Here is a 25,501-nt window from a genome sequence, read left to right on the forward strand (position 1 = left end):
CTATTTAACCTTTGCTAAAACTAAGTTTTATTACTTTAGATAGATTCGCAGAAGGAACTGCTTTGATGTGTATTTTTCCGATGCATAATAAATGTTGAGCGATGTCTCCGATAGGCTATGACGCTCTCTTACGAGACGCTGCGCGAACAAAACTTGGTTGGGTGGGGTCTGACTCCCCATCCAAGTTTCCCAAGTCCCTCGTTCAAATACTCGTTAACGGGGACTAGAATTAGAATTGACGTGACGTTTCTTAATAGCTAAAGTGTCAGATTCTCTGCCATTGCGCGATCGCTATCTTGCCTTAATCGATGAAATTGTTGAAGCCACCCTCAAGGGCAAAATTAGCTCTGTTGAGATGGTGTATCAAATGCTGCTTAAAGGCATTACTTCCGGTACTGGGGAAGTCTTTGAGTTAGTTTTGAGCGATCGCCTGAATGCTCTCCAAAGCCAAGTAGATAGTGAAAACGACGAACTCAAGAAAGGCAAGGCTACTCGCAGTTTGAGAGCCATTAAGACCATTCAAAGCCAATGGCAACGTTGGCAAGAGCAAAATAAAACCACAGAAGCGATCGCTTCCGCAGTTGCAGAAATTACCACAGCCCCGGCTGACGAGCGTCTAGCGACATTTTTACGGATTACTGACCCCAATCAGAAGTATCCGCTAAATTCGCAACAGCTACAGCAATTATCAAAGGCATTACAGCAATTTGCCCAGGCAGATGCTGATTTAGAACAGTTTTCCGAAGGGATTACCCGTGGTTTAGCTTCTTGGCAGCGATTGCAAGACAACTTGCTCAGTTGGATGTACGAGCAAAAAGAAGCTTTAGGATTTGGCGGCGTACCCGGAGAACGTGGCCCTTGGGCAAGTTGGGCTAAACAACTCAATAGTGAGTTACCCAAAGCACTGCTTCGCACCTTAGCGATGGAAGAATCCGCAATTGAATTTGCCCAGCGACAACGGGGAATCACCCTCAGAGATTGGGTGGAAATGGCATTGATTTTACAGTTCTTGCAACGGGGGCTAATTAACTGGTTTGACCAACAAGCTTACGATGTTAAGGCGGGGCCAAAGTTGTCCATTTCCACTTTTTTGACCTTTGCAGTGATTTGGAGTCAATTAGCAAGTGGTTTTGGCAGCATTGGGACAGTATATGCTGATGCCTGTTCTCAAATCATGCTCCAAATTTTGCGAACCTTTGCCCAGCGTCCGTATTTTCCCTTTTATGGCGGGATATTTGCCTCTTTTACTGGTACTTATTTGCGAGATGCCCTCGATTATTTGGATGAACCATTGCGACGAGGCGAGGGAACCCAAGAAAAGGCACGGATTTTGACCCTTTTAGGTTATTCGCAGCGTGCTTTAGGACAATACCAGCGCTCAATAGATTTTCATCAGCAGGCGTTAGAGATAGCCAGGAATGCAGGCGATCGCACCTGTGAAATAGCCAATCTCAACCACCTCAGCCGTACTTATGTGCAACAGCAAAATTATGCTGAAGCAATTAACTACAGCCAACGAGCATTAATCTTGAGTCGGCAAGCAGGCGATCGCACCGGAGAAGCAAACGCACTGGTAAATTTAGGTTATAGCGAAGTCATGCAGGCTCAAGAGCTAGAAAACCTAGAACCCGAAACTTATGAAGCCGCAATTAACTATTTAGAACAAGGTTTAAAATTATCGGAAAAATTAGGTGATATTCAAAGTAAAGCCTTATGTGTCAGCAGCTTAGGAATTGCCTATCTAGTAATTGGAGAACACCAAACTGCAATTAAATATCTTGAAGATGGCTTTAAAACAGCGCAAGTTTCCGGCGATTTGTATCTCCAAGGGCGGAACTTAGCTTATTTAGCAGAAGCTTATTACCATCTCCAAAATTCGGAAAAAACCGTTTACACAGGTTGTTTGGGAATGTATCTTTTAGAGCAAATAGCTTCTAATGAGTGGCGACAAGCGGCAGGTTTACTAACAATTTTGCAAGGACAAATTGGGGCAGAAGCATTCCACAATTTCTTACAGCAACATCGCCCTAAAATCATTGCAGTTATCGGTGTAGATGGGTACGATCACATTCCCAAACTATTAGAAGTATACAAACAAGATATATAGCGTTTCCCGGTCTGGTGAGATACAAGAACCCCACCCCCAACCCCCTCCCCGCTTGCGGGGAGGGGGCTATGATGCGGTACAGTTCATGTTAAAGCATTTATGTCTTCTCTCTGTGTTCTCTGCGCCTCTGTGGTTAGTAAAAAAACTAACTTTAACTGGACTGTATTGGGCTATAATCTGCATCTTTTAATTAGGAAAAGCTCTAACTTCTTACTAAGTGATTACAGTTGGTTTTTCGCGCCCTGTAAGTTCGCGGATCTGGGCTATCTCCTCAACAATAGCGATCAAAGAAGCAAGTGCTTCCTGTGGATCGAGGTTATGTTTAGCAGGATCTGCCTCATAGCTTTCTATGTAAATCCTTAGCGTTGCACCTTGAGTCCCCGTCCCAGAAAGTCGCACCACAATGCGAGAACCATCGGTAAAGCCAATACGAATACCTTGTTTTTCGCTAACGCTGCCATCAACAGGATCGGTATAACTAAAGTCATCACTGTATTCAACTTGATAGTTACCGAATTGCTTGCCTTTAAGAGTTGGCAATAAAGAATCCAATCTTGCGATTAAGGTGTTTGCTGGCTCAATCTCTATCCCTTCATAGTCATGGCGGGAATAATAATTGCGTCCATAAGTCTGCCAGTGTTCCCGGACAATTTGCTCAACAGATTGTTGCCGCTCTGCCAGAATATTCAACCAGAACAGAACTGCCCATACACCATCTTTTTCGCGGATGTGGTTAGAACTAGTACCAAAGCTTTCTTCACCGCAGAGAGTAGCTTTACCCGCATCTAATAGATTTCCGAAAAACTTCCAACCAGTAGGCGTTTCATAAGATTCAATTCCAATCCGAGCGGCAACTCGATCCACAGCTTGACTAGTAGGCATCGATCGCGCTACCCCAGCTAAACCGGAACTATAACCAGGGACTAGCTTGGCATTTGCAGCTAAGATTGCGAGGCTATCGCTAGGAGTGACAAAGAACTTATGCCCTAAAATCATATTGCGATCGCCATCTCCATCAAAAGCTGCTCCAAAGTCTGGCGCATTCTCTCCGTACAAAATATCCACCAACTCATGGGCATAAACCAGATTTGGATCGGGGTGTCCGCCCCCAAAGTCTTCTAGGGGTGTACCATTACGCACAGTTCCTACTGGTGCGCCCAAACGTTTCTCAAAAATGGCATGAGCATAAGGGCCAGCTACCGCATGTAAGGCATCGATGCTAATCCGAAAATTTCCAGAAGTCAACAGTTGCTGAATGCGATCGAAATCAAACAGGGACTCCATTAATTCTTGATAATCTTGTACGGAGTCAATCACCTCAACTACCGTCTCTCCCAAATGTGACTCACCCAAGGTTTCTAAATCTACATCTGGTGCTTCCAGAATTTGGTAGCTATCAATTACTTTACTGCGATCGTAGATAGCCTCAGTCACCTTTTCTGGCGCTGGGCCACCGTTGCTAATGTTATATTTCACACCAAAGTCACCATTTGGCCCGCCTGGATTATGACTAGCAGACAAGATGATGCCGCCAATGGCTTGGTACTTGCGAATAATAGCGGAAGTTGCCGGAGTAGACAAAATCCCCCCCTGACCAACTTTAATCAGCCCAATACCATTAGCAGCAGCCATTTTCAAAATGATTTGAATGGCTTGGCGATTGTAATAACGGCCATCACCACCCAGAACTAGGGTTTGCCCCTGTAATTCCCCCACAGAATCGAAGATGGATTGGATAAAATTTTCCAGGTAGTGGGGTTGCTGAAAAGGCTTAACTGCTTTCCGCAGCCCAGAAGTACCGGGCTTTTGGTCGCTAAAGGGAGTAGTAGAGATTTTACGGATGTTCATAGAGCGTATTTAACAAGGCATTTTCTCTTACAGCTTTGCATAAGTTCGTTACAAAAAAAATTGCCCCGTATTAAACCTTTGTGTATCCTCTCTTTCTACCTTTGGAGTGATTCATTTTTACGCAAAGCTGTACTAAGTACACAGACACCTGAATTCTGCTTTATACTCCAATACAGTTCAGTTAAGTATTTCTTCTTTTTCTTTTCTTTTTTTGCTTTGTGTTCTTTGCGCCCTTTGCGGTTCGTTAAAAAAATTGACTTTGATAAAGAGTTAAGCCCTAACTAAACCGTATTGCTTTGTACTCAGAAAATTTGCTTCTTCTCTATTTGGTAACCCTGCAATAAAGATTCACCATTGAAATGAATTAGGTGAGTTGAATCTTCAGCAACCCAAACATCCGTTTCCCAAGCAATCTCTGCCAAATATGGCATCATTGCCTTACGACTGAGAAATGTTGTCACCATCACCAGAGGTATTTCGGCACTTCTGAATAAGACTTCAAGTTCCTTCTTCCGTTTAGGATTAATTGGGCCATGTGAGGTTACAGCCTCAATCAGCACCAACCAGTTATTTGTTGTGAAGTGAATAATCACATCTGGCATTTTGCCATGAGAATCGATGTTAACACCCAAATCTGTCAATGCTACTTCATCGAAATGGGCGAACTTTTCATCTGTATCGCCAACATAGATGAGCTTTCCACTAGGAGTAAAACGAGGAGCAAAATCATTAATAATTTTTTCAATTAGAATATTCTGTCCACCTGGCGATAAAGTTTTAATTTCTCCGTCAATTACTATCGGAATACGGGAAATTTCCCGTTCTTGAGCATACTGCTTTTTCAAAGTTTCAACTGAAGCAAGATAAGTAGAGATGCTTTTTTCCCATTCTTCAGTACCGTAGGTTCGCAAGAGTTCAAGCGCACTATTCTGAATTTGATATACAGTTTTTGGACTGTTGATAGGGCGGCTTAAATCATCTGGATTAGCAACTATCAAAGCTGCATCCAGAAATTGATGAACTGTCTGGCGGCGAACTGTTTCCCGTGTATTGGGCTTATAGGTTTTCCCATAATGTTGAGCCATAAAATTCATCATTGGCGTAATTCCCATCAAAGGGGAAGTTGCTAATTGCCAAGAGTCTATCGGCTTTAAGTTAAGCAACGCCAGGAGAGTTAAAGCTGACCGTTCGTTAAGTTGTGTTCGTGGAAAGCCTAATTGTGTCAGAATTTGCAATGCATCATCAATTCTAGACTTAGTTTTAATTGGATTATTTTCTGACAGACTTGACATACTAATTAGCTGATTTTCTATAAGTTCATCAATTTCTTGCAACGAAGGAAACCGCTCTTTAATCGCTGTCCCTAATGAAAATAGCTGTTCCAAATTAGGGTACTTTAATTTTCGCAAATCTGTTGCATTGACCTGAGTATGCCCATTGAATAACCGAAAAAAAGCATCGACTAGGGTTGAATTTAGATAAACAGCAAGTCCACGAGCCAAAGTAAGGCTAAGTCCACGCCTATCTTTGTGAAAGTAATTTAAATGATTTTCAAAGCCGACATAGGCATAATTAAATTGGTTCGCATCATAAACCACTGCAACAATACGCCTTTTCTCTTCTTTCGATGAAAATCTTTTGCATAAAACATAATGTTCATTTGGTATTAGAAGATTCGCTGTTTCTTCTATATGCACTATCGCTTGAGTCTTTTTGGTGATTTTTGGGTGTTCTACATATCCATTCGCTAAATTCACCGGATAAATTAAAGGGACGGTATTGTTCTCTAGATTTGTCCTTAAGTACTCTTTTGCACGGAAATCTACTACTCGTCCTGTTGAAACTGTTAGCCCTAAATCTTTCAACGTACAACTGAAAAGTTCCATTCGCTGAACGATTTGCTGGCTTATATTATCTGGAATAATATGAATAAACTGCTCTAAATCGTCAGGTTTAATTAAAGCTGTATATGGTACAGAGTGTGACATTATTAAGTCATCATTAGCACCAGAACTGGTATTGATGATGACGTTGCTAGATTTTTGCCTTTGTTTTGTAGCTTGGATGATGATAGTTTCCTGCAAAATATCATCGTCACTAAATGCTTCTTGCCGCGACTCAAAAAGATGTATTTGTTGTAAAGCCATCATCTCTAAAAACATTTTGCGGAAGTCACGGAAATAGGGGCCATTACAAAAACTGCGCGGGGTAATCGCTACAAAGTCGCCATTTGGTTTTAGAAGTTGCGCTGTAGCAGCCATAAAACCAGTATAAAGATTGCTAGTTTCTAAACCGATGGAACGCAGCAATTCACGCACTTTGGAATTAGCATTGATTTTCAAATAAGGCGGGTTGAGAATAGCATGAGTAAATTCTGTTGCGTTTACACTATTCAATAAACCAATCTGAAGCAGCCTAACTGCATCTTCGATAAAATCAGTCTCACGAATTTCGTAATTAAAGGAAATATCCACACCTTGACATTCCTTTTTACATAGCTCTAGAGTCTGATGCAAATATCCAATTAGAAAGGGGTCAATTTCATAAGCCACAACGCGCAAACTTGACGTGTGTTGTCGATGCTGGCATACTTTCGCAACAAAAGCGGCTAGTAATGAACCGATTCCGGCTCCAGGATCAAGCAAGGATATTTCAGCTAAATCCAGCCGATTAAACATCCCAGCCATTAATTGTGCTACTGAGGCGGGAGTCAGAAATTGACCCATTGATGCTTTTTTGTCTTGCCTTAGCTTCAAACTTGCTACAGCCCGATGAAGATCCACTTCTGCAAGCAATTTTCCAGTTGATAGTTCTGCTAGACTCCTAAAGCTCAAACTAGGGTTATGACTTGCTAATAACGCTCTACTGCTTGATGGGACACTCACGATATTTTTTTTCAATTGCTATCAAGTCTACAACAACTTTACGACATCCTGATGCCGGAAATAGACCACCTTTGCGATCGCGTTGTGCAAAATCTTAGTCCAGTTTTGCCTAAAAGCATAGCGTTTTTAATGCAAGCCGACGCATGACATTGTAGAGGATGACGAAATTCAATTTGCTACGAATTAATAAAATACTGTACTTGGTAATTTTGAGACTTCCCAAGCGATGCTAACTGCTCTAATTAAGTTACGTACTGACAATATAGGGATTGATAAACTTGAAAACTCTTGCATAACTCAAAGAAGTCCTGCTGATTCATATAATCGTTTGACCATTGCGGAAATCTTCGTACCATAATCCAAATCTGCTGACCAGCGCCCTGATAGCTGATCGATTAATGGGGCAATTCCACGTGTGACAAAACGAAACCTTGGATCTACTACTTCTTGTACCAAAGGTTCTAAACTAGCGTAAGCTTTTAGATGTTGGACGTGCGCCCTAACTCCAATTCTGGCACTTGGAAAAGACGCAGCCTCCGAACCACCACCGATCGCACCTAAGCCTGCAAAGTTATTTTGCTCAGGTTTCACATCACCACCAAACTGTAAAAATCCAGTTTCTACAGACATTTGGCAAAAGGCAATATCATAGTTCACTCCTTCTATACCTGCTTCTTCTCGATAAAGTTTTGGAATGTCAGGAAATTTTGCTAAAGCATTTTGATTATTGTTTCTCAGAAATAATTGTAACTGGACTTCTGAAGTATTACCGTTCGACATCACCCGCGAAAGTTGACCGGAGCAAACCATCAAATTCGAGCGCAAGCTAACAGTCCGAGTTGCAGCATCCCAATTGACTGCAACATTAAAATCTCGCAGTTCGATTGCTTTGACATAAACTACTTTGTGATAGGTAATCCGATTGACATTAGCTGCTTTTGAAAGGTCAATCCGTAGAACGTCTACTAAATCAATGGGAATGTAAGCATTACCATTAACTAAAACTCCTTGTTCTGAGTAATTTTGCCCATTAATATTGATATTTATTGGCGGATAATTTGGTTCTGCCGGAGTTCCAGGACTGGGATCGATCGCACGGCTCCAAGTTACCAATCCATCAGCAATTCCCAATGCAAAATCGCGGCGACGAGTTTGCAGCAAAGCCCGATCCTCTGGATTGCTGAGAAACGCCACTTGCATCGCCAAAGCTGGAAGCGTTGTCTGGCGACAAAATGCTAAACTACCTAATCCACTATCTGTATCTGGCTTGACTCCCCGATTCGGTAATTGGGGGACGCGGCGCAACAAACCCATTAGTAACTGTTCAGCATTACTTTTGCGATCGCTATTATTAACAATATAAAAGACGCTAGCCCCACGCACAGAAGGGCTGTTAGCCGCGTTAGATTCAATTTCCAAGGCAACATCACCCCGTCGTCCGCGAGAATTGATCCAGGTGATGGTTTGGGCGGCACTCAAGTCATCGGGAACCGCCAAAATCTCCAAATTTCGCGCCCTCAGTTCCGTGACAATTAAATCCCGCAGCAGAATCATCTCTTTAGCTTCAGTTGTACCACCTGCGATCGCACCTTGATCTACTCCTCCAGCTTCTTTGCCTCCATGAGCGGCTGATATAAAAATACGTCCCATCCTCAGTATTTCCTCTGATAAAATTAAGTCTAAGCAATTGTATACATCATTCTTGGTCTGACAACAAGAATATAATAGCTATCAGAAGTCTAAAGTCATTTGTCCTTTGGTATTTCTCCAAAGTTTATGACTAGTGATTGGGGATTGGGGACTTGGGACTGGGTAATAGGTAAACTTTCAATCCCCAACACCTAATCCCTCATCCCTAATCCCCATTACCCCTTATCCTCAATCCCCAGTCCCCAATCCCTAATCCCATGCAAATCCCCCGCTTGCACCCAGACACAATTGAGGAAGTTAAACTACGGGCTGATATTGTAGATGTCGTCTCCGAATACGTAGTTTTACGCAAACGTGGAAAGGATTTTGTCGGTTTATGCCCCTTCCATGATGAGAAATCTCCCAGTTTCACCGTTAGTCAAACCAAGCAAATGTATTATTGCTTTGGCTGTCAAGCTGCGGGAAATGCCATTAAGTTTGTCATGGAGTTGGGAAAGCGTTCTTTTCCTGATGTGGTACTGGATTTAGCACGGCGTTACCAAGTACCTGTACAAACCCTAGAACCCGAACAACGCCAAGAATTACAGCGTCAGCTATCTTTGCGCGAGCAGTTATATGAAGTTCTGGCAATGTCCGCCCAGTTTTATCAACACGCCCTGAGACAATCCCAAGGACAAAAGGCACTTCAATATTTGCAATCTAACCGCCAACTCAAAGAAGAAACTATACAGCAATTTGGCTTAGGTTTTGCCCCCGCAGGTTGGGAAACTCTCTATCGTTATTTAGTAGAAGATAAACATCACCCAGCGCAGATACTAGAAAAAGCGGGATTAATTAAGCCACGCAAGGAAGGAGGCGGTTATTATGATGTATTCCGCGATCGCTTAATGATTCCCATCCGTGATGTTCAAGGGCGCGTCATTGCCTTTGGTGGAAGAACCCTGACTGATGAACAACCGAAATATCTAAACTCACCAGAAACGGAACTCTTTAGTAAAGGTAAAACATTATTTGCCCTCGATCAAGCCAAGGGTGGAATTTCCCAACTCGATCAAGCTGTGGTGGTAGAGGGATATTTTGATGCGATCGCTCTCCACGCTGCTGGGATTAATAACGCCATTGCCTCCCTCGGTACAGCCTTAAGCTTAGAACAAGTGCGGCTAATATTACGCTATACCGAATCGAAACAATTAGTACTCAACTTTGATGCTGATAAAGCCGGAACCAATGCCGCCGAACGTGCGATCGGGGAAATTGCCGAACTAGCATACAAAGGTGAAGTTCAACTAAAAATTCTGAATTTAGCAGATGGTAAAGATGCTGATGAATATTTGCATAGTCACACTCCAGAAGATTATGGAGAACTGCTAAAAAATGCCCCACTTTGGTTAGACTGGCAAATTCAGCAAATTATTCAAGATCGAGACTTGAAACAGGCTACTGATTTTCAGCAAGTAACTCAGCAATTAGTCAAATTACTTAAAAATATAGCTAACAGCGATACAAGAAATTATTACGTTTCTTACTGTGCCGAAATACTCAGCTTGGGAGATACCAGACTTATACCCCTGCGAGTCGAAAATCTGCTAACTCAAATTGCTCCGGCGGCGACTGCATATACTAAGCCCGTATCAGCGAAGAAAGCATGGGGAAGTAGCAAAGTTTCTCACTCTCCACTTCCTACAGAACGCAGCCTTTTAGAACACGCAGAGGGGTTATTACTAAGGATTTACTTACATTGTCCCGAACAGCGTCAAGCGATTATTGCCGAATTAGAGGAGCGAGATTTACAATTTAGTCTTTCCCACCACCGATTTTTATGGCAACAGATTTTAGAAACAGCCCAAGAACAGCTAGATTTAATATCAACTTTGCAAAACAGATACCTAGAATCGTCTGAAGAATTAGGATTAGTGTCGCATCTGTTTCATCTGAACGAGAAATGGAAGATAGAAATACCTCGGACTCCTCAAGTAGTTCAAGCTGCGATCGCTTGTATGGATTTGGTGATGCTTGAAAAACGCTATCGTCACTTTTTGGAACTATGGCAACAAACCGATCCAGAAGCTGAACCAGAGCGCTATCAATCTTATTATCAGGCTTTCTACGCCGAAAAAATTAAGCTTCAGCAAATAGATAAGCAACGGCTATTTTCCATCACAGATTTGATCTAAGTTGGTCTAGGCAATATTTACAACCAACCCTAGCGCACACGTGGCTCGATGTTACGAGCTTATCAAGAGTATCAACGACAAGTCAACTACCCTATCCCTTGCTGGGTATGACTTATACTTTTTCCTAGCATGACAACCGTGTTATCGTGCTAGTTATGATAATATCATTTAATGACAAAGGAACTGAAGACATTTTTGATGGTAAAGATTCAAAGCAAGCGCGAAAACAGTGTCCTATAAACTGTTGGCAAGTTGCACAGAGAAAATTAGATCAACTCAATGCAGCGTTCTTTTTAGATGATATGAAAGTTCCACCAGGTAACAATTTAGAAGCTCTAAAGGGTGAGCGCAAGGGTCAGTATAGTGTTCGGATTAATGACCAATATCGGATTTGTTTTACATGGACACCCCAAGGGCCATCAGAAGTTGAAATAGTAGATTACCATTAGAGTTAGCAAAAGATGAGAGTTCCAAAGCATAGGTCTCCCTCGCATCCGGGCGAAATATTACTTAAAGAGTTTCTAGAGCCAATGGAAATATCACAACGAGAACTTGCAGATGCAATTCACGTTCCTTATCAACGAATTAATGAGGTTGTAAATCAAAAACGAGGTATTACGCCTAGTACAGCAGTACGATTATCAAAATTTTTTGGAAATAGTTCAGAGTTTTGGTTAAATCTCCAACAGAATTGGGAAGTTTACCATGTTCTTAAGGAAGAAAAAGAGGAATTAAAAACTATTAGACAGTTCAATACTTCTGAAGCAACTACATGAGAAAAAGTAGCAATGGTTATGTTGCAAAGTAATTGTCTGGGTGTGAGTGTAGAGGCAAACGCCCTAACTTATTTTGCCTGCAATAACAATATTAATTTCAGGGCGTTTCATCGCTACGATCGGATCGAGTTTCGGGACTAACTGTAATCTCAAATCACTAGGAGTCGATCTGAGAAATGCCTAACACGCTATACGATCGAGATTTGCAATTATGGATTGAGCAAACCATTCAACATTTACAAAATCATGAATTTGAGGTGTTGGATATTGAGCATTTGATTGAGGAGCTAGTTGACTTGGGTAAGGCAGAGAAAAATGCCCTGAAAAGCAATCTGACAATCCTGTTGGCGTATTTACTCAATTTACGAGTTCAGCATGATGTACCCGATAGTATGAAAGGAAGCTGGTATAGCTCAATACTTGAACATCGTCAGCGAGTTCTCAATAATTTAGCAGATACTCCTTCTCTAAAAAGTTTTCTCTTAGAGGCAGTGGAAAAAGCCTACCCAGATGCCCGTAAGCTAGGGATTAAAGAAAGCAAGCTAGCTAAGTTTGGGGTTCGCATCCCCCAGGAAAGTGAGTATCCTACCGTTTGTCCTTTTTCTATTGACCAGATTCTAGATGAGGATTTTTACGGTTTGTAGAGAATTGCCCTTACTATTACATTGCTTAATATTTAAATGGATAGACAGGTGAACCGAAAGGTTTTACAATCTGACTGATTACGGTGAATTTACTTATTGTCTAATCAACATAAGCATAGTAAAGATTTTCTAGTGATTACGTTTGATTGCGGAAGCACTAAATTAATATAAGAAAGTCTTGAGTAAAGGGCAGCAAGCAAATGGATGTAAAGCTGATTCTAGCTGGATTAACAGTTATATTCACGCTTTCGTGCCTATTTTTTGGCACGAAAAATGGATTCTATGATTCCGATGACTATCACGGAAATGGCTCTGCACATTGAGTTCAATCTGTAGATGCGGCTTCGCGTAGGGTGAGTTAGCTAAGATAGCTCAGAACTTGCAAAGGGAAAATACATACGAGGCAAACTCCTTTAGCTCCTAGTTTGATGGCTTTTAGTTAGCCCACCTTTCCGAAGCAGTGCGGGTTAGCAAAGGTGTCCTCCCCAATCAAAATCTGTATTCTCAGGGTGTAGGGGCGCACTATAAAACTTACCCCTAAGTCACAAAACCAAAATTTGTGTAATTTTTGGCTTTTGGGATATGTCTATGACGAGATTTGAGGGGAGGAGAGCATGAGGGATAATCTGTCGGCATCCTCTGGCGTAGATGCTGCGGAGGCGGGTAGTGAATTAGAATGTTTGCCCTATAGTGTCCAGCATGACAATGAGGGCGTGTGTTTACTGGTGAAGATGGGGCCACACCGCATTCTATTGGATTGTGGTATGGAGGATATTTCATCGCTGGGTAAGGGGCTTACGAAGTCGGAAGGTAAATCTAGTTCGTCCCTGCCAGCAGATTTAGTTTTGATTAGTCATGCTCACCCAGATCATGCTAGGGGCTTGCTAGCACTGCATAAAGCTTTTCCTAAATTACCTATTTATGGTAGCGAAGTAACCAGCAAATTACTGCCACTGAATTGGTTAGATCAAGACGCTGAGGAAATTTCCAAATTTTGTCATGCTTTGCCGTTGCGATCGCCTGTAGAATTCCAAGATGGTTTGGTAGCAGAATTATTTCCCGCCGGACATCTACCAGGAGCAGTGGCAATTCTCCTTACCTACACTACCAAGCAGCGTACTTACAAGCTACTATACACGGGAGATTTTTTCTTATCAAACTCCCGCTTGGTAGAAGGTTTGCGTTTAGAAGAACTGCGGGGCTTAGATTTGGATGTGCTAATTATTGAAGGTAGTTACGGTACATCCCGTCATCCTCACCGCCGCAACCAAGAAAATCAACTAGCAGAGCGAATTAATCGCGCGATCGCTGATCATTGTTCTGTCATCCTGCCCACTCCTGCTTTAGGATTGGGTCAAGAGATGCTAATGCTATTACGCTCTCATCATCACTTCACCGGACGAGATTTAGATATCTGGGTAGATGGTGCTGTTGCTACTGGTTGTGATGCCTACCTAGAACTGCTACCCCACCTCCCGCCATCTGTACAGAATTTTGCCCGCCATCAACCCCTATTTTGGGATGAACGGGTGCGCCCTCGCGTGCGTCGTTTAAAAGCAGAAGATCGTCCCACAGTGGGCAAGTCACCTTGTATTGTCCTTACCGACTCTACAGATGATCTGGGCAAGCACTGCCAACTAGATACAGGCCCCTGGCTGATTCTCCTACCAGAAAAAATTGATATAAAAATTAACAAAGAATATTTAGCGCCTACCACTGTTGAAACCTATCTCTTAGCTCAACATAGTGATGGCCCTGGTACTACGCAGCTAATTCATAATTTGCGACCCCAGCATGTCATATTTATTCACGGTTCTCCTGCTTATTTAGCAGACTTGACTAGCTTAGAGGAGTTGCAAAACCGCTACCACGTCCATTCTCCGGCGGCTAACACCTTAGTAGAACTGCCTATCGGTGATACATTTTTACAACCAGCAGCACCAGAAACTAACTATGAGGGCGAACTAACAGAGTTAGGAACAGTAATCACAATCACCCTCCCCAATGTGATTACTGCCGATCCGCGTTGGCGGCAATTTGCCGATACTGGTTTAATCGAAGCTCGTTGGCAAGGTGAAGAACTAGTCTTAAGGGGATTGTCTCAACGAGAGCTTCTTAGCCAAAATAGCGATCGCTATACATGGACAGATGTAGACTGTTGCGGCACCTGCCGACATCAAAGAGGGCAGAGATGTTGGAACCCAGCTTCGCCATTGTATAACTTTAAGGTAACTCTCGAAGGTTACTGTCCTGCTTTTGAAGGTTTGAATGATAGTCAATAGTCATTAATCCGCTGCCCTTTGTCATTTTTAATTAATGACTAATGACTAATGACTAATGACCAATGACTAATCACTAATTATTCTGGATTCGAGTCAGTGTAACGGTTGGGGATGCGCTCTGCTTCGGGACAATCTTCAGTCATCAGAGGTTCCACATTTCCGCGCGGTACTGAAGCCAGTTTTTGCGTTACAGCACCAATGCTCTCGAGGCGAACCATTTCTTCCCAAGAACAAACTTCGTCCTCTTCTTCTGTTTCATAGCGTAGAGTCACTAAATCTCCCTCTATGTCGATGATGCGGGCGCGTTCAATCCAGCGTTGCTGGTCCCGCAAGAAAACACATACCTCGCGCCCATCGCAACACAGTTGATAAATCTTGCGGTGTAGCATGTATTGTTTCTGCCTTTTTAAACAACGTAGTTAAACCTGTCAAAATCTGGGTTCTACCCCATTACATTACACCTTTAAGAGGTGAATTTCACCTTTGAGAACAAGTAGGATTCACAATCCAATCCCAAAATTTGCTTGTAGTTGTCAAGATATCGGGAAATGTTGAGTCATAAATCAATGGTTGTTCTAGCAATGAACTCATCTCCTTCCGGCTCGTTTTACGGGATATTTGCTTCATAGAAGTCAAACAATTCGCAACCTGTTCTAAGCAGGCTCATATTTCCTGATGAGTCATTCTTACCATTATGTAATAAATAATACTCCAAAGCAATCGTTGATTGCGGTTGTTTAATTTGCCTGCTTTTACTCATTGGCATTATTGGGAAGTCTGGGGATTTGACTTTACTATTACCCACTTGTATCTGATCTTAACTCATTCTTTTGCTGACCTTGATAGTTTTCAGCAACAACACCCAAATAGTTTTGAATTTTTAAGATTTTTTGCCTGATGAGGGGTAAGTGGGCAGGGGGCAAGAGAAATAACCATAAATATAATATTTAGAGGATTTAATAAGTACAAGATGGCGAAAAATAAGTACAAATATTTACACTACGCTTTCCTCTGTTCCTCTGCTTTTTTTGGAGTAAGCTGAAAATATTTTAATTTGCATTCTCCAAAAAATAAATCTCTTGTGGGGTGGGCATCTTGCCCGCCCTAGCTGTGCAAATTCAATGCACAATAGCTTATCAGCAAGATTTATTATGTGGAAAAGGAAATTCCATAAGCACGTTTGACGAGGATGCTTCTCGTTTAATTTTACCTGCGCGAACTGCATCATATAGGACTGCGAGAGCGGGCAAATCCTCTGGCTGATAGCATTTAGTAGCGAGTACTTGATGAAGTAAACCCTCAGATTCAACACTAAGATATCCAGTTTGGAAAGCAGATTCAATGATTGTGCGAATCATTTTGGTTGGGGCAAAGTAAACAATTTGTTACCTCAAGTGTGGAACATTTTCTTGTGCGACTAATTGATGTGAAACATTGATTGAATGTGATTATAATTACACGTATTCAGTGATTCATATCACAAAAATGGTAAAAACATGAACTTTTAATGGAAATATTTGATACCGACGGTGAGATTTTAATCCAAATTTGTTCAGTATTAATGTTGTTAATCAAGCAAAAAACTGGCGGAAATCTTCATCCTTTTGACTTAGTTGTACCCAGTCTAGGTTTAAAGACTGAAACTTTTGTGCCAAACGATCGCAAGCGGGACGTTCGGTAGCATAATGTCCAGCATCAATTAAGATAATATTGCGATCGCGGCTTTCTTGAAACTGATGAAACTTACAATCAGAAGTCAGATAAGCTGTCGCACCAGTTTTGGCGACGGCTGAAATGTAACCAGCCCCCGAACCACCCAAAACAGCAACTCGTGAAATTGTTTGCTGTAAATCAGCACTGGGAGAAAAAATCAAGTTAGGGGGAGCAAGTCGGGTTTGAATGATTGCGAGTAGTTCTTGTAGTGTTAAAAATGGCTCCAGGAAACCAACACGACCATATCCTAAGCCTCCTTGTGTCGGTACTATGGGAGTAACTTCTTTGAGTTCTAAAATTTGAGCTAAAACGTCAGCAGTCCCATCCTGCACTTGATCGAAATTGGTGTGAGCGCTGTAAATACCAATATTTCCGGTAAAAGCTAACCGTACCATTTCTGCGATCGCTTCACCAGTGCGTAAAGATTTGAGAGGATTAAAAATCAAGGGATGATGGGCAAATATCAGATTAGCATTCAGAGCGATCGCTTCTTGCATTACTGCCAAAGTCGGTGTCAAACATACTAAAACCCGTGCTTTTTCCTGCAAAACTCCTGGTTCAATCTGCCAGCCACAATTATCCCAGCTTTCACACCACGCGGGATTAGCCCATGCTTCAAACCAAGTAATTAAATCAGCAATTTTCATAATTATTTTCTTCAGCAATTTTAAAACAATTCTAGGGGTTTAAATCCCAGTTATATTACTTAATTACGCATTACGAATTAGTGTCTCTGTGGTTGAATATTTAATTTTAATGCTAATTGCTGGCGCATTTCTTGAAAAGGTTTGTTCCATACAGGGCTAGCATTCCAATTCCATACCGCTACTGGGATAAGTTGCTCCTCAGCCAGATAAGCTAGCAGACGACGTTCGTCTTCTGGTTCACGAGAAAATGTGAATGGATTGCGGTAGCCTGTATCACATAGTTTATAAGATGTAACCTGTCCGTGACTAATTCGTTGTAAAAGTTCCTTACCTTTGGCGAGCAAATAATCTAAAAAAACCAAACTAAAAGGCTCTATGTGGGCGCGATTTTGTGGTTCTTTTTGTACCCACCTTGCCCACTCAAACCCATAGATAAAATCGTGAACGTAACGGAAACGAATTTCTGTTTTAGTTCCGAACATTTCTATCAGAGTAACCATTTTTTCACCAAAAACTTTTAAAAAAGGAATAGCACCCTCATCTGCTACTAAAGCCTGTCTAATCATACTACTGACCAGAAAATCAAAGTCCCAGAATATATTTTCTGGGAAGTTTTGTAACTGAGTACGGACTATACTTTCAAGAGTTTCTTGGAGATTTGTAAGAAGTTGAATATCGGTGTTTTGCTCAGTAATTAAATTTTCCAATTCTGCAAAACTGGTACTTAATGTCTTTTGAGGGTTAAGTGATAACAAATGAATAGACTGTTGGGCAAGTATTTCATCAATATATTGGAAAGTATGAGTTGGTGTCAGTTCTTGCTTCATAGTAATTGAAATAACCCAAACAGCTTACACTAACTATTAGTGTATATCGAAATAAGAAAATTATTAAATAAGCAAAAACAAACTTAACTTTCAACTTTACAAATTTATACTAATTCTTTAACAGATTATATCTATAGGACTAGTATTTGATTTTTGAGTAGGGGGCGTTAGCGTAGCGTAACGCACTATCCCAAGCTGATGGTGCGTTACGACGTTCCGTCTAACACACCCTACAAATACTTGTATTTTTTCAAAAATCAAATATGATTCCTATAATTAATTCCGTATCAATAATTCTCATTACAAAACTATCACAGCGAAATTTGTTTAATGCAGATCGCCGCGAGTTTATGAGATTATATCCAAAGGGTAGGTAGAATAACCAGAGTATTTAAACTCTACCTTAAATAAAACTTGAGACTCGGCTATCCAGAAATATGGATAACCAATTCCCTTAAATGACTGCGCTGGCGGTGTTCCCAAATATAAATTCCCTGCCAAGTTCCCAGTACTAGATAACCTCGATTAATGGGAATATGTTCAGAAGTGTGGGTGAGTGCGGTACGAATGTGTGCTGGCATATCATCGGCACCTTCTGCATCATGGATGTATTTGTCTGATTCGGGGACGAGTTTTGCCATAAAATTAGCTAAATCTAGAAGAACATCAGGATCGGCATTTTCTTGGATAACTAAACTAGCTGAAGTGTGGCGTAAAAATAAAGTACAAAGACCAGTTTCAATCCGCGATTCGGTGACTGCGGCTTCAACTTTAGAGGTGATGTTATAAAAAGATTTGGCAGTAGTGGAAATTTTTAGTAACTTTTGGTAGTGAGTCATTTAAAACAGTAATTATTGATGACAGTAAAAGCTAATTAGCAGTTAAATTTGCTTGATTTGGTTGTTGTGATGTTGTATCGTCCTGGTTGGTATTCATATATTAATTTATATTGTTTTGAATAACTTTATTTCGTCTGTAAATAATTGAGAACCGCTTTAGCGATCGCTTCATTACCATCCTTAGCAATTGGCTGAGATTGCTTTGGTGCTTGGGGTAACTCATGCAGAAAATCCCAAATACCTTGAAAAAACTCAGATGGGGTGATAATTTGATGCTGGTTATAATTTGTTATGCCTTCTACTATAAAAGCTGCTTCGGCAAAATCCTTATGGGGGATAGTAACAATAGGTACTCCTAATAGTGTGGCTTCAGCAAAAGTACTGAAACCTGGTTTAGAGACGACTCGCCCACAAATAGGCATAAAATCTACAGGACGGTATTTGCGATCGCTAATTTTCACTATATTAGGTAAATCAGGCGCTGATTGATCGAAGACGATAAATTGCCAATCTGGGAATCGTCGCAGATTATCGTAGGGGATTTGCTGCAAACCCAAGCCGCCAAATGTCAATAAAATAGTTTTTTCGACAGGTGCGGTTATTCCCCAAAGAGAACGTAAATCATCAGCAGAGTGACGGGGGGAACCGCCTGTTAGACCAACATCTGTGATATTGTGAAAAGCTTGCATCGGTTCGTGGAAGGGTAGACGAAATAAGCGATCGCACTTTGAGTACCAATCACTAATCCAATCTGCAACTGCTGTAAATTCACCCCCCCAATCCCGGTAGATAAAGTCCCAGCCAAAGTTACTCATCATCCAGCAAGGAATATTTGCACCTTTGGCAAACCCAGGAGCGAGGAAGGGAATATCTGCCAAAATGAGATTAACGCGATTTTGGCGGATAAAATTAACTTCTGAGGCAATGAGCGAATTTTGATGTTTCTTAATATCCAGCAATTTTTCTAAAGTAGCTACTTTATCCATTGTCAAACTATCTGTTTGCACCACACCCAAATCAAATGCACGGGGACGATAGATAAAATCGCCTTCTATGTAACACTCTAGCAACCAGCGTGGGGCAGTGGTTACGAGAATTAGCAGAACTTCGGGACATAATTTTTGAATTGTCGCAGCTACAGAAGCCATGCGGGTAGCATGTCCAAAGCCGTGGTTAGTTATGGCTAAGTATAAGATTGGGCGTTCCATTTTTATGTTTGTCATTTGTACTGATACCAATTCTGCATGAAGATGCGCTAAACCATATTAGGAGTGAAGTATAAGAAAAAAAAACGAACCGCAAAGGGCGCAAAGTACACAAAGAAAGAAAGAGAGAAAGAGAGAGAGAAAGAAAGAAAATTTGGCGCAGCCTCACAAAGAAATGGTATGAGCGTTCGTGTAGTGTCTCGTAGAGAAGTATTTGTAATTAGGAATTATGACTTTAACTCCTAATGAATAATGACTAACTAGTTTTGCAAAAACTTTGAATTGCCTCAACCAATTGGTCGATTTCCGATTCTAAAGTCAGGTAATGTATAGTGGCGCGTATACAGCTAGGATCGGCAATTGTGCGAGTTAATATGTTTTGTGAGTCTAAAAACTGCACTAACTTAAGATTAGCTTGGGACTGATTATTTACAAGTTGGAATGAAATTATACCGCTTTCCGGTGGGGAAGTTCGCAAACATTTAACATCGGGTAACGCCACTAAACGCCGCCAAAGATACTCACTGTTTTGACAAATTTGCTCGTAACGTTCCTGTGAGGTTCCCCATTGCTGATGAATTGCGATCGCTTCCTTTAACCCAACATACAATGGATAAGCTAATGTAGACACTTCATAGCGTCGCCCATCTGGAAGCCAGTCTACAGGCTGAGATTGACTATCCACAACAATACCATTTAAGCCAATAAAGGTAGGTTTCAGGCTTTCTCGCGCTTCTGGGCGAACATACAAACCACCAGCACCCGCAGGGCCACATAGCCATTTATGACCAGTGAAAGCATAAAAATCTACACCCAATTCTGTCAAGTTTAAAGGCAGCAAACCAACAGATTGGGCAGCATCTATCAATAAAAAAGAATGATTGTTTCTACATACTTCGGCAATTTTATCAAGAGGTAAAATTTGACCAGTATTCCAGAAAACATGACTTAATATTACAAGACGGGTATTAGGGCGTAAGTGCTGGGCAATAATTTTTACAGAATCGCCCTCATTTAAAGTCACCTTCAGGGGACAAGTGGTAACTTCTACGGCGAATCTCCGGGCGATTTCCTGTGTGGTGGCAATTACGCCTGGATGTTCGCAGTCTGAGAGCAGTATATGGTCGCCAGAATGCCAATCTATACCCCACATGGCGATATTACAGCCAACCGTGACATTCTGGGTAAGAGTAATTGTTTCGCTTGGTGCATGTAACTCAGAAGCGATCGCAACTCTAGCGGCTTGAGTCTGCGGTGCTATCCAGCGATAAGCCTCATTCCCAAAGGGGCCTATTTGCTGAACATAAGCTTGAGTTTCGGTCATCGCATCCATTGCCCTTTGGGGCATCGGCCCTTGTCCGCCATAATTGAAATAAGTCTTATTGGCTAAAGCGGGAAATTGCTCTCGATGGTTATGTAACTTAGTTTGGGCGACAGAAAGACTAGTCATAATTTAAAAGGGATATCTGCTGTTTACAGGCTATTTATATAGCAGGTATTTGTACTTTGTCCTAGTAACAACGCTAAAAATAAGGATGAGATTAGATGTACGCTTGCAATGATGGATAGATAAAACGCGATTTTGTTATTCTCCCTCATCTCTCACCCTACGGTATACACACAAGTCGAAAAATCCTCTACCCAGATTTTTGTCAGAGTGAAACTGTCACGCTGACTGACATCCCACCCAAAACTGAATTCCCAGGCGGGATAGAAACGCAGTGCGAGAATTAATAAAGATATGGCTGGTATAGAATAAACAGCAAATCAGATGTAAAAGCGATCGCTACTTGCAAACTTTAGTTGTCTAAGTTACTCCCACATAATACTAATTCTTGTTAACTTAAAAGAATGCTAATCAATGCTGAACTCCTACTGCAATACCAACGCTGTAAACGCCGCACTTTTCTAGATATCCACGGTGACAAAAATCAGCGCGATGCCCCTAATGAGTTGCTGCGGAAACTGCAACAGGATAAAATCGCTCATCAGATGGGTGCTTTGGCACAGATGACTTATCACCAACCAGATTATTCTTATGGAAACTGGGAAAAGGCAGAGAAGGCAACTTTAGAATTGATGGAGCGTGGGGTTGAGTACATTTATAAAGGAGTACTATTAGCAACTTATTCTGAAGCATATACCCTGCTGAGTCGGCCAAATTTACTCGTCAAACAGCCAGGAAAGTCTCGTTTTGGAGATTGGATGTATGTCCCGGCTAGTATTGAACTGGGTAAGCGCCCTAAACAAGAGTATCAAGTTGTCGCTGCATTTCATACCCAAGTCTTGGCAACAGTACAAGAAGTTGTACCAGAAACAGCTTTGCTGATATTACGAACCAAAAACACCAACTATACGGTGGATTTGTTTAAATGGATGCCACGGATGCAGCAAATTCTGGAGGAGTTCATTGAAGTTTTAGAGTTACCGAATCCGCCAGAGGTATTTATTTCTCGGCAAAAGTGTAATTTTTGCCATTGGTATAGTCAATGTTATGCTGTTGCTCAATCTGAAAAACATCTCTCACTATTACCAGGCGTAACACCTCTGCGCTATACTCAACTCCAAGATGTAGCCATCACCACACTAGAATCTCTCGCTAATACCAGTCCTAGCACCTTAGAAAACCTGCTTGGTTTCGACCGGAAAGTAGCACCCAAGTTAGTAGTGCAAGCTAAATCAGCACTGGAAAGACGACCGCTTCTTTTACCATACCCACTATCAATAAAAGAGATTACATTCACAGCACCCATAGAACTTTACTTTGATATTGAGGCGCAGCCAGACTTAGATTTAGATTATCTTTTGGGGGTTTTGGTCGTTGATAGACTTGCCAACACAGAACAATTTTATTCGTTTTTAGCAGAGAAACCAGAAGACGAAGAGTTAGTTTGGCAGCAATTTTTGGATTTGGTTTGGCAATATCCCGAAGCACCAATTTATCATTTTTGTGCCTACGAGTTTGATACAGTCAAACGGCTAGCAAAGCTTTACAACACTCCATACTCCTCAGTGCGTCCTGTATTGAATCGATTTGTGGATGTGTATGAACAATTAACCGAAAGTGTAGCATTACCTATAGAAAGTTATGCCCTGAAAGCGATCGCTCGTTGGTTAGGATTTGAATGGCGAGAAAAAGAAGCTAGTGGTGCTAAATGTATTTACTGGTACGATCAGTGGCTAGAAACAGGCGATCGCACCTTACTAGAAATTATCCAAAGCTACAACGAAGATGACTGTCGCGCTACCCATAAAGTCAAAGACTGGCTTGTAAACTTTTTTCAGGATGAATATGGTTTGCGACTAGCTTAAGTAATTTCGGATTCTCTTAAGGTTTTCAATTGCCTGCAATCCAGTTGAAAAGGGGTCTAATATTGTAGAGATAACTCGTCCGTTACCATGTACGTCAAGTCAACCGATACTACAAAAGTGGCCTAAAAATCTCGGCATTGTAACACTTAAGTTAGTTTCCTTGCCCATAATAATAAAAGTAAGCTTTCAGGAATTTCCCGTTGTACTCTATTAGTAAATCGTAACAATATTTTTAACTATGACTACGCAAACACTATCTTCACCAGAAGTTTATCAGGGTCAGTTTGGGGAATTTACAGTTACTCAGAGCGATCGCACTGGCGTAATTATCTACCGTGCTGGCTTAATGGTAGCAGCACTGAGCTTTGCCATCGGTAGCGGTTTGGTTTTGTTCAACAACAACCAGATTGTAACTGCACTTACACCTTTATATGCTTGCTTTAGTCTCGCTCTTGGTGTAAGTCTATTTACCATTCATATCTACATGGCATCACTGCATCGAATGTTGCAAATTTTTTGGGCTATCGGTAGTATATCATCAGTGATTCTGGCAATCTCTAATACTGAACCTTTAGCTCTGACTGTTTACAATCAGCCTCTCACCTTATTTGGAGTTGGTTTTATCTTCGTTGCTTTAACAGGGATTTATTTTAAAGAGGCTTTTTGCTTCAATCGCTTGGAAACCAAAGTATTAACCCTAATAGTACCGCTACTGTTGTTAGGACATTTGGTGGGAATTTTACCAGTTCAGGGTGAAAGTGTTTTATTAGGAATTTGGGCAACGCTGTTTTTGGTATTTGCCCTGAGAAAGACAGTGCAAGCAATTCCTGATGATATTGGAGATAAGTCTGTATTTAGTTACTTAAAAGAACAACGTTTAGCTAAGGTTTAATGCAGGCAAAAAATCGTCGGTGTCAAAAATTTCCAAAAGTCAAACTAATAAAACGCCAAGAAATGTGGACACTTACGGCTCAGGGGTGGGCGATTGCGATCGCTTTGATTGCTTACTTAATATTTTTCACTATCACTCATGTACACTCATTTCTCGCCGTGACTTCCCCGATCAAATCAGCAGAAATATTAGTTGTTGAAGGATGGCTACCAGATTATGCCATCCAACAAGCTTTGACTGAATTTAAAAACGGTTCCTATCGTCTAGTAATTACCACGGGAGGCTCAATAGAAAAAGGAAATTATCTTAGCGAATACAAAAACTTTGCAGAAGTATCAGCTGCCACCTTTGAGAAACTCGGTTTAGAATCGGAGAAGGTGGTAGCTGTTCCTACACCTATGGTAATTAAGGATCGGAGTTATGCATCTGCTGCCGAGTTCGATCGCTGGCTATCTAATTCAAATTTAAAGCTGCAATCAATTAATCTTTTTTCTTTGGACGTTCACACTCGTAGGAGTTGGTTGCTATTCAGAAAACTACTCAGCCCTAAAATCAAAGTTGGGGCGATCGCTGCTGAAACACAAGATTACGATCCAAGCAAATGGTGGGATTCTAGCCAAGGCGTGCGGACAATTATTGATGAAGGTGTCGCTTATATTTATGCGCGGTTTTTGAATTGGAAAGCCTAAAAGTAATAATTCATAGTTCATAATTTGGCTGCGTTATTAGCGAAAAAATGGATAAATTTGAGGTATCCTCCCAAGAGTTACCTTTACAATTTTTCAAAAATACCCTAACAAAACAGGTTCAATGATGATTTGGTTTACTGCTGATACTCATTTCGGGCATAAAAAAATCTTAGAGTACACAGAAAGACCGTTTTCTTCTGTTGAGGAGATGGATGAAGCATTAATTGAGAACTGGAACAGCAAAGTCTCTGCTGATGATGAAGTGTATCATGTAGGAGATGTTGGACTGTGTTCTCCTCAGAAATTACAGAAAATTCTTCAACGGCTTAACGGTAAAATATATCTGATTCGTGGCAATCACGATCAAGCAGCCGAAGCTTGTAAAGACCGTTTTGAGTGGATCAAAGATTATTACGAGTTGAAAATGCCAGATTCTGAGGCATATCAAGGCAGACAATTAATTGTTCTGTTGCACTATGCTATGAGAGTTTGGCAAGCTTCTCACTACGGTACTTGTCATCTTTATGGACACTCACATGGTCAATTACCTGACGATTCCACGTCTTTATCTTTTGATGTGGGAGTAGATTGCCATAATTATGCACCCATAAATTACAACGATGTTAAACGTATTTTGAAAACAAAAAACTGGATAGCTCCCCAACTGAGGGGAGATTAGGTAAAGGGATTGGGTGCAAAATGGAAAAATTATAGTACAGGCTTTTACCCATTACCAAATAATATTTAAACAACTTTTTCCTAGTATCCAGAAGGACGTTTTTAGCTAACGCCACGACCATTTAAAAAAATTAAGATGGATTGGGGTGAATGGATTTAGACCTCCTATTAATTCGTCAAAAGTTAATTCTATTCGCCCAATCATCTCTAAAATTTTTACCAATTATTTAGGATAGCTATATAGCGTTTACTAATCACATGAGGTACATCATAGTCCCCTCCTCGCTTGCGGGGAGGGGGTTGGGGGTGGGGTTCTTGTACCTCACTCAACTG

Annotated in this window: 21 protein-coding genes; 11 read left to right on the forward strand and 10 right to left on the reverse strand. The window is 41.2% G+C overall.

From position 1 onward, the window contains the following. Positions 1-262: 262 nt before the first annotated feature. Positions 263-2,107: a tetratricopeptide repeat protein gene (locus V7K55_RS14025; protein WP_334832222.1), complete on the forward strand. Its 1,845-nt coding sequence runs from the start codon at positions 263-265 to the stop codon at positions 2,105-2,107. Positions 2,108-2,320: 213 nt separating this feature from the next. Here V7K55_RS14025 and V7K55_RS14030 read toward each other — a convergent pair whose 3' ends face one another. Both V7K55_RS14030 and V7K55_RS14035 read right to left on the reverse strand, forming a co-directional pair. Next, positions 2,321-3,955, reverse strand: coding sequence for an alpha-D-glucose phosphate-specific phosphoglucomutase (locus V7K55_RS14030; protein WP_334832224.1), 1,635 nt, complete (start codon positions 3,953-3,955; stop codon positions 2,321-2,323). Positions 3,956-4,257: 302 nt separating this feature from the next. Then, entirely contained in the window at positions 4,258-6,840 is a 2,583-nt protein-coding gene (locus tag V7K55_RS14035; RefSeq protein WP_334832226.1) for a BsuBI/PstI family type II restriction endonuclease, read from the reverse strand. 15 nt (positions 6,841-6,855) lie between these two features. Between V7K55_RS14035 and V7K55_RS14040 the strand changes: the two genes are divergently transcribed. Beyond that, entirely contained in the window at positions 6,856-6,987 is a 132-nt protein-coding gene (locus V7K55_RS14040; protein ID WP_334832228.1) for a hypothetical protein, read from the forward strand. A gap of 150 nt (positions 6,988-7,137) precedes the next feature. Here V7K55_RS14040 and tftA read toward each other — a convergent pair whose 3' ends face one another. Further along, a complete protein-coding gene (gene tftA / locus V7K55_RS14045; protein WP_334832230.1) occupies positions 7,138-8,490 on the reverse strand; it encodes a hormogonium tapered terminus morphoprotein TftA in 1,353 nt (450 codons plus the stop codon). A gap of 257 nt (positions 8,491-8,747) precedes the next feature. Here tftA and dnaG point away from each other — a divergent pair, with 257 nt between their 5' ends. The 5 genes from dnaG to V7K55_RS14070 all read left to right on the forward strand — a co-directional run bounded on the left by dnaG (position 8,748) and on the right by V7K55_RS14070 (position 14,366). Continuing rightward, a complete protein-coding gene (gene dnaG, locus V7K55_RS14050) occupies positions 8,748-10,664 on the forward strand; it encodes a DNA primase (protein WP_334832232.1) in 1,917 nt (638 codons plus the stop codon). Positions 10,665-10,819: 155 nt separating this feature from the next. Next, entirely contained in the window at positions 10,820-11,113 is a 294-nt protein-coding gene (locus tag V7K55_RS14055) for a type II toxin-antitoxin system RelE/ParE family toxin (RefSeq protein WP_334832234.1), read from the forward strand. 12 nt (positions 11,114-11,125) lie between these two features. Beyond that, entirely contained in the window at positions 11,126-11,440 is a 315-nt protein-coding gene (locus V7K55_RS14060) for a HigA family addiction module antitoxin (RefSeq protein WP_334832236.1), read from the forward strand. A 176-nt stretch (positions 11,441-11,616) separates the two neighbouring features. After that, a complete protein-coding gene (locus V7K55_RS14065; protein ID WP_334832238.1) occupies positions 11,617-12,084 on the forward strand; it encodes a DUF29 domain-containing protein in 468 nt (155 codons plus the stop codon). 614 nt (positions 12,085-12,698) lie between these two features. Then, complete coding sequence (locus tag V7K55_RS14070) at positions 12,699-14,366, forward strand: MBL fold metallo-hydrolase (RefSeq protein ID WP_334832240.1); 1,668 nt, start codon at positions 12,699-12,701, stop codon at positions 14,364-14,366. Between the two features lie 77 nt (positions 14,367-14,443). Here V7K55_RS14070 and V7K55_RS14075 read toward each other — a convergent pair whose 3' ends face one another. The 7 genes from V7K55_RS14075 to V7K55_RS14105 form a co-directional block, all read right to left on the reverse strand. Further along, the gene (locus V7K55_RS14075; protein WP_185580559.1) at positions 14,444-14,755 is read right to left on the reverse strand and encodes a DUF6679 family protein; all 312 of its coding nucleotides are present in this window, start codon (positions 14,753-14,755) and stop codon (positions 14,444-14,446) included. A 747-nt stretch (positions 14,756-15,502) separates the two neighbouring features. Beyond that, positions 15,503-15,724 (reverse strand): hypothetical protein, encoded by a 222-nt coding sequence (locus V7K55_RS14080; protein WP_334832245.1) that lies wholly within the window; start codon positions 15,722-15,724, stop codon positions 15,503-15,505. 213 nt (positions 15,725-15,937) lie between these two features. Beyond that, positions 15,938-16,726: a Nif3-like dinuclear metal center hexameric protein gene (locus V7K55_RS14085; RefSeq protein WP_334832247.1), complete on the reverse strand. Its 789-nt coding sequence runs from the start codon at positions 16,724-16,726 to the stop codon at positions 15,938-15,940. A gap of 77 nt (positions 16,727-16,803) precedes the next feature. After that, the gene (locus V7K55_RS14090) at positions 16,804-17,553 is read right to left on the reverse strand and encodes a hypothetical protein (RefSeq protein WP_334832249.1); all 750 of its coding nucleotides are present in this window, start codon (positions 17,551-17,553) and stop codon (positions 16,804-16,806) included. A gap of 425 nt (positions 17,554-17,978) precedes the next feature. Next, entirely contained in the window at positions 17,979-18,392 is a 414-nt protein-coding gene (locus V7K55_RS14095) for a secondary thiamine-phosphate synthase enzyme YjbQ (protein ID WP_334832251.1), read from the reverse strand. A 125-nt stretch (positions 18,393-18,517) separates the two neighbouring features. Beyond that, entirely contained in the window at positions 18,518-19,600 is a 1,083-nt protein-coding gene (locus V7K55_RS14100) for a glycosyl transferase (RefSeq protein WP_334832265.1), read from the reverse strand. Positions 19,601-19,853: 253 nt separating this feature from the next. After that, entirely contained in the window at positions 19,854-21,047 is a 1,194-nt protein-coding gene (locus V7K55_RS14105; RefSeq protein WP_334832253.1) for an aminotransferase class V-fold PLP-dependent enzyme, read from the reverse strand. 401 nt (positions 21,048-21,448) lie between these two features. Here V7K55_RS14105 and V7K55_RS14110 point away from each other — a divergent pair, with 401 nt between their 5' ends. The 4 genes from V7K55_RS14110 to V7K55_RS14125 all read left to right on the forward strand — a co-directional run bounded on the left by V7K55_RS14110 (position 21,449) and on the right by V7K55_RS14125 (position 25,169). Further along, the gene (locus V7K55_RS14110) at positions 21,449-22,909 is read left to right on the forward strand and encodes a TM0106 family RecB-like putative nuclease (protein WP_334832255.1); all 1,461 of its coding nucleotides are present in this window, start codon (positions 21,449-21,451) and stop codon (positions 22,907-22,909) included. Positions 22,910-23,147: 238 nt separating this feature from the next. Further along, entirely contained in the window at positions 23,148-23,801 is a 654-nt protein-coding gene (locus V7K55_RS14115) for a DUF2301 domain-containing membrane protein (protein WP_334832257.1), read from the forward strand. Continuing rightward, positions 23,801-24,490 (forward strand): ElyC/SanA/YdcF family protein, encoded by a 690-nt coding sequence (locus V7K55_RS14120; protein ID WP_334832259.1) that lies wholly within the window; start codon positions 23,801-23,803, stop codon positions 24,488-24,490. The genes V7K55_RS14115 and V7K55_RS14120 overlap by 1 nt, the downstream gene beginning before the upstream one ends. 121 nt (positions 24,491-24,611) lie before the next feature. Further along, positions 24,612-25,169: a metallophosphoesterase family protein gene (locus tag V7K55_RS14125; RefSeq protein WP_334832261.1), complete on the forward strand. Its 558-nt coding sequence runs from the start codon at positions 24,612-24,614 to the stop codon at positions 25,167-25,169. Positions 25,170-25,501: the final 332 nt, after the last annotated feature.

Origin of the sequence: Nostoc sp., from assembly GCF_036919895.1 — a bacterium.
GTDB lineage: Bacteria > Cyanobacteriota > Cyanobacteriia > Cyanobacteriales > Nostocaceae > Nostoc.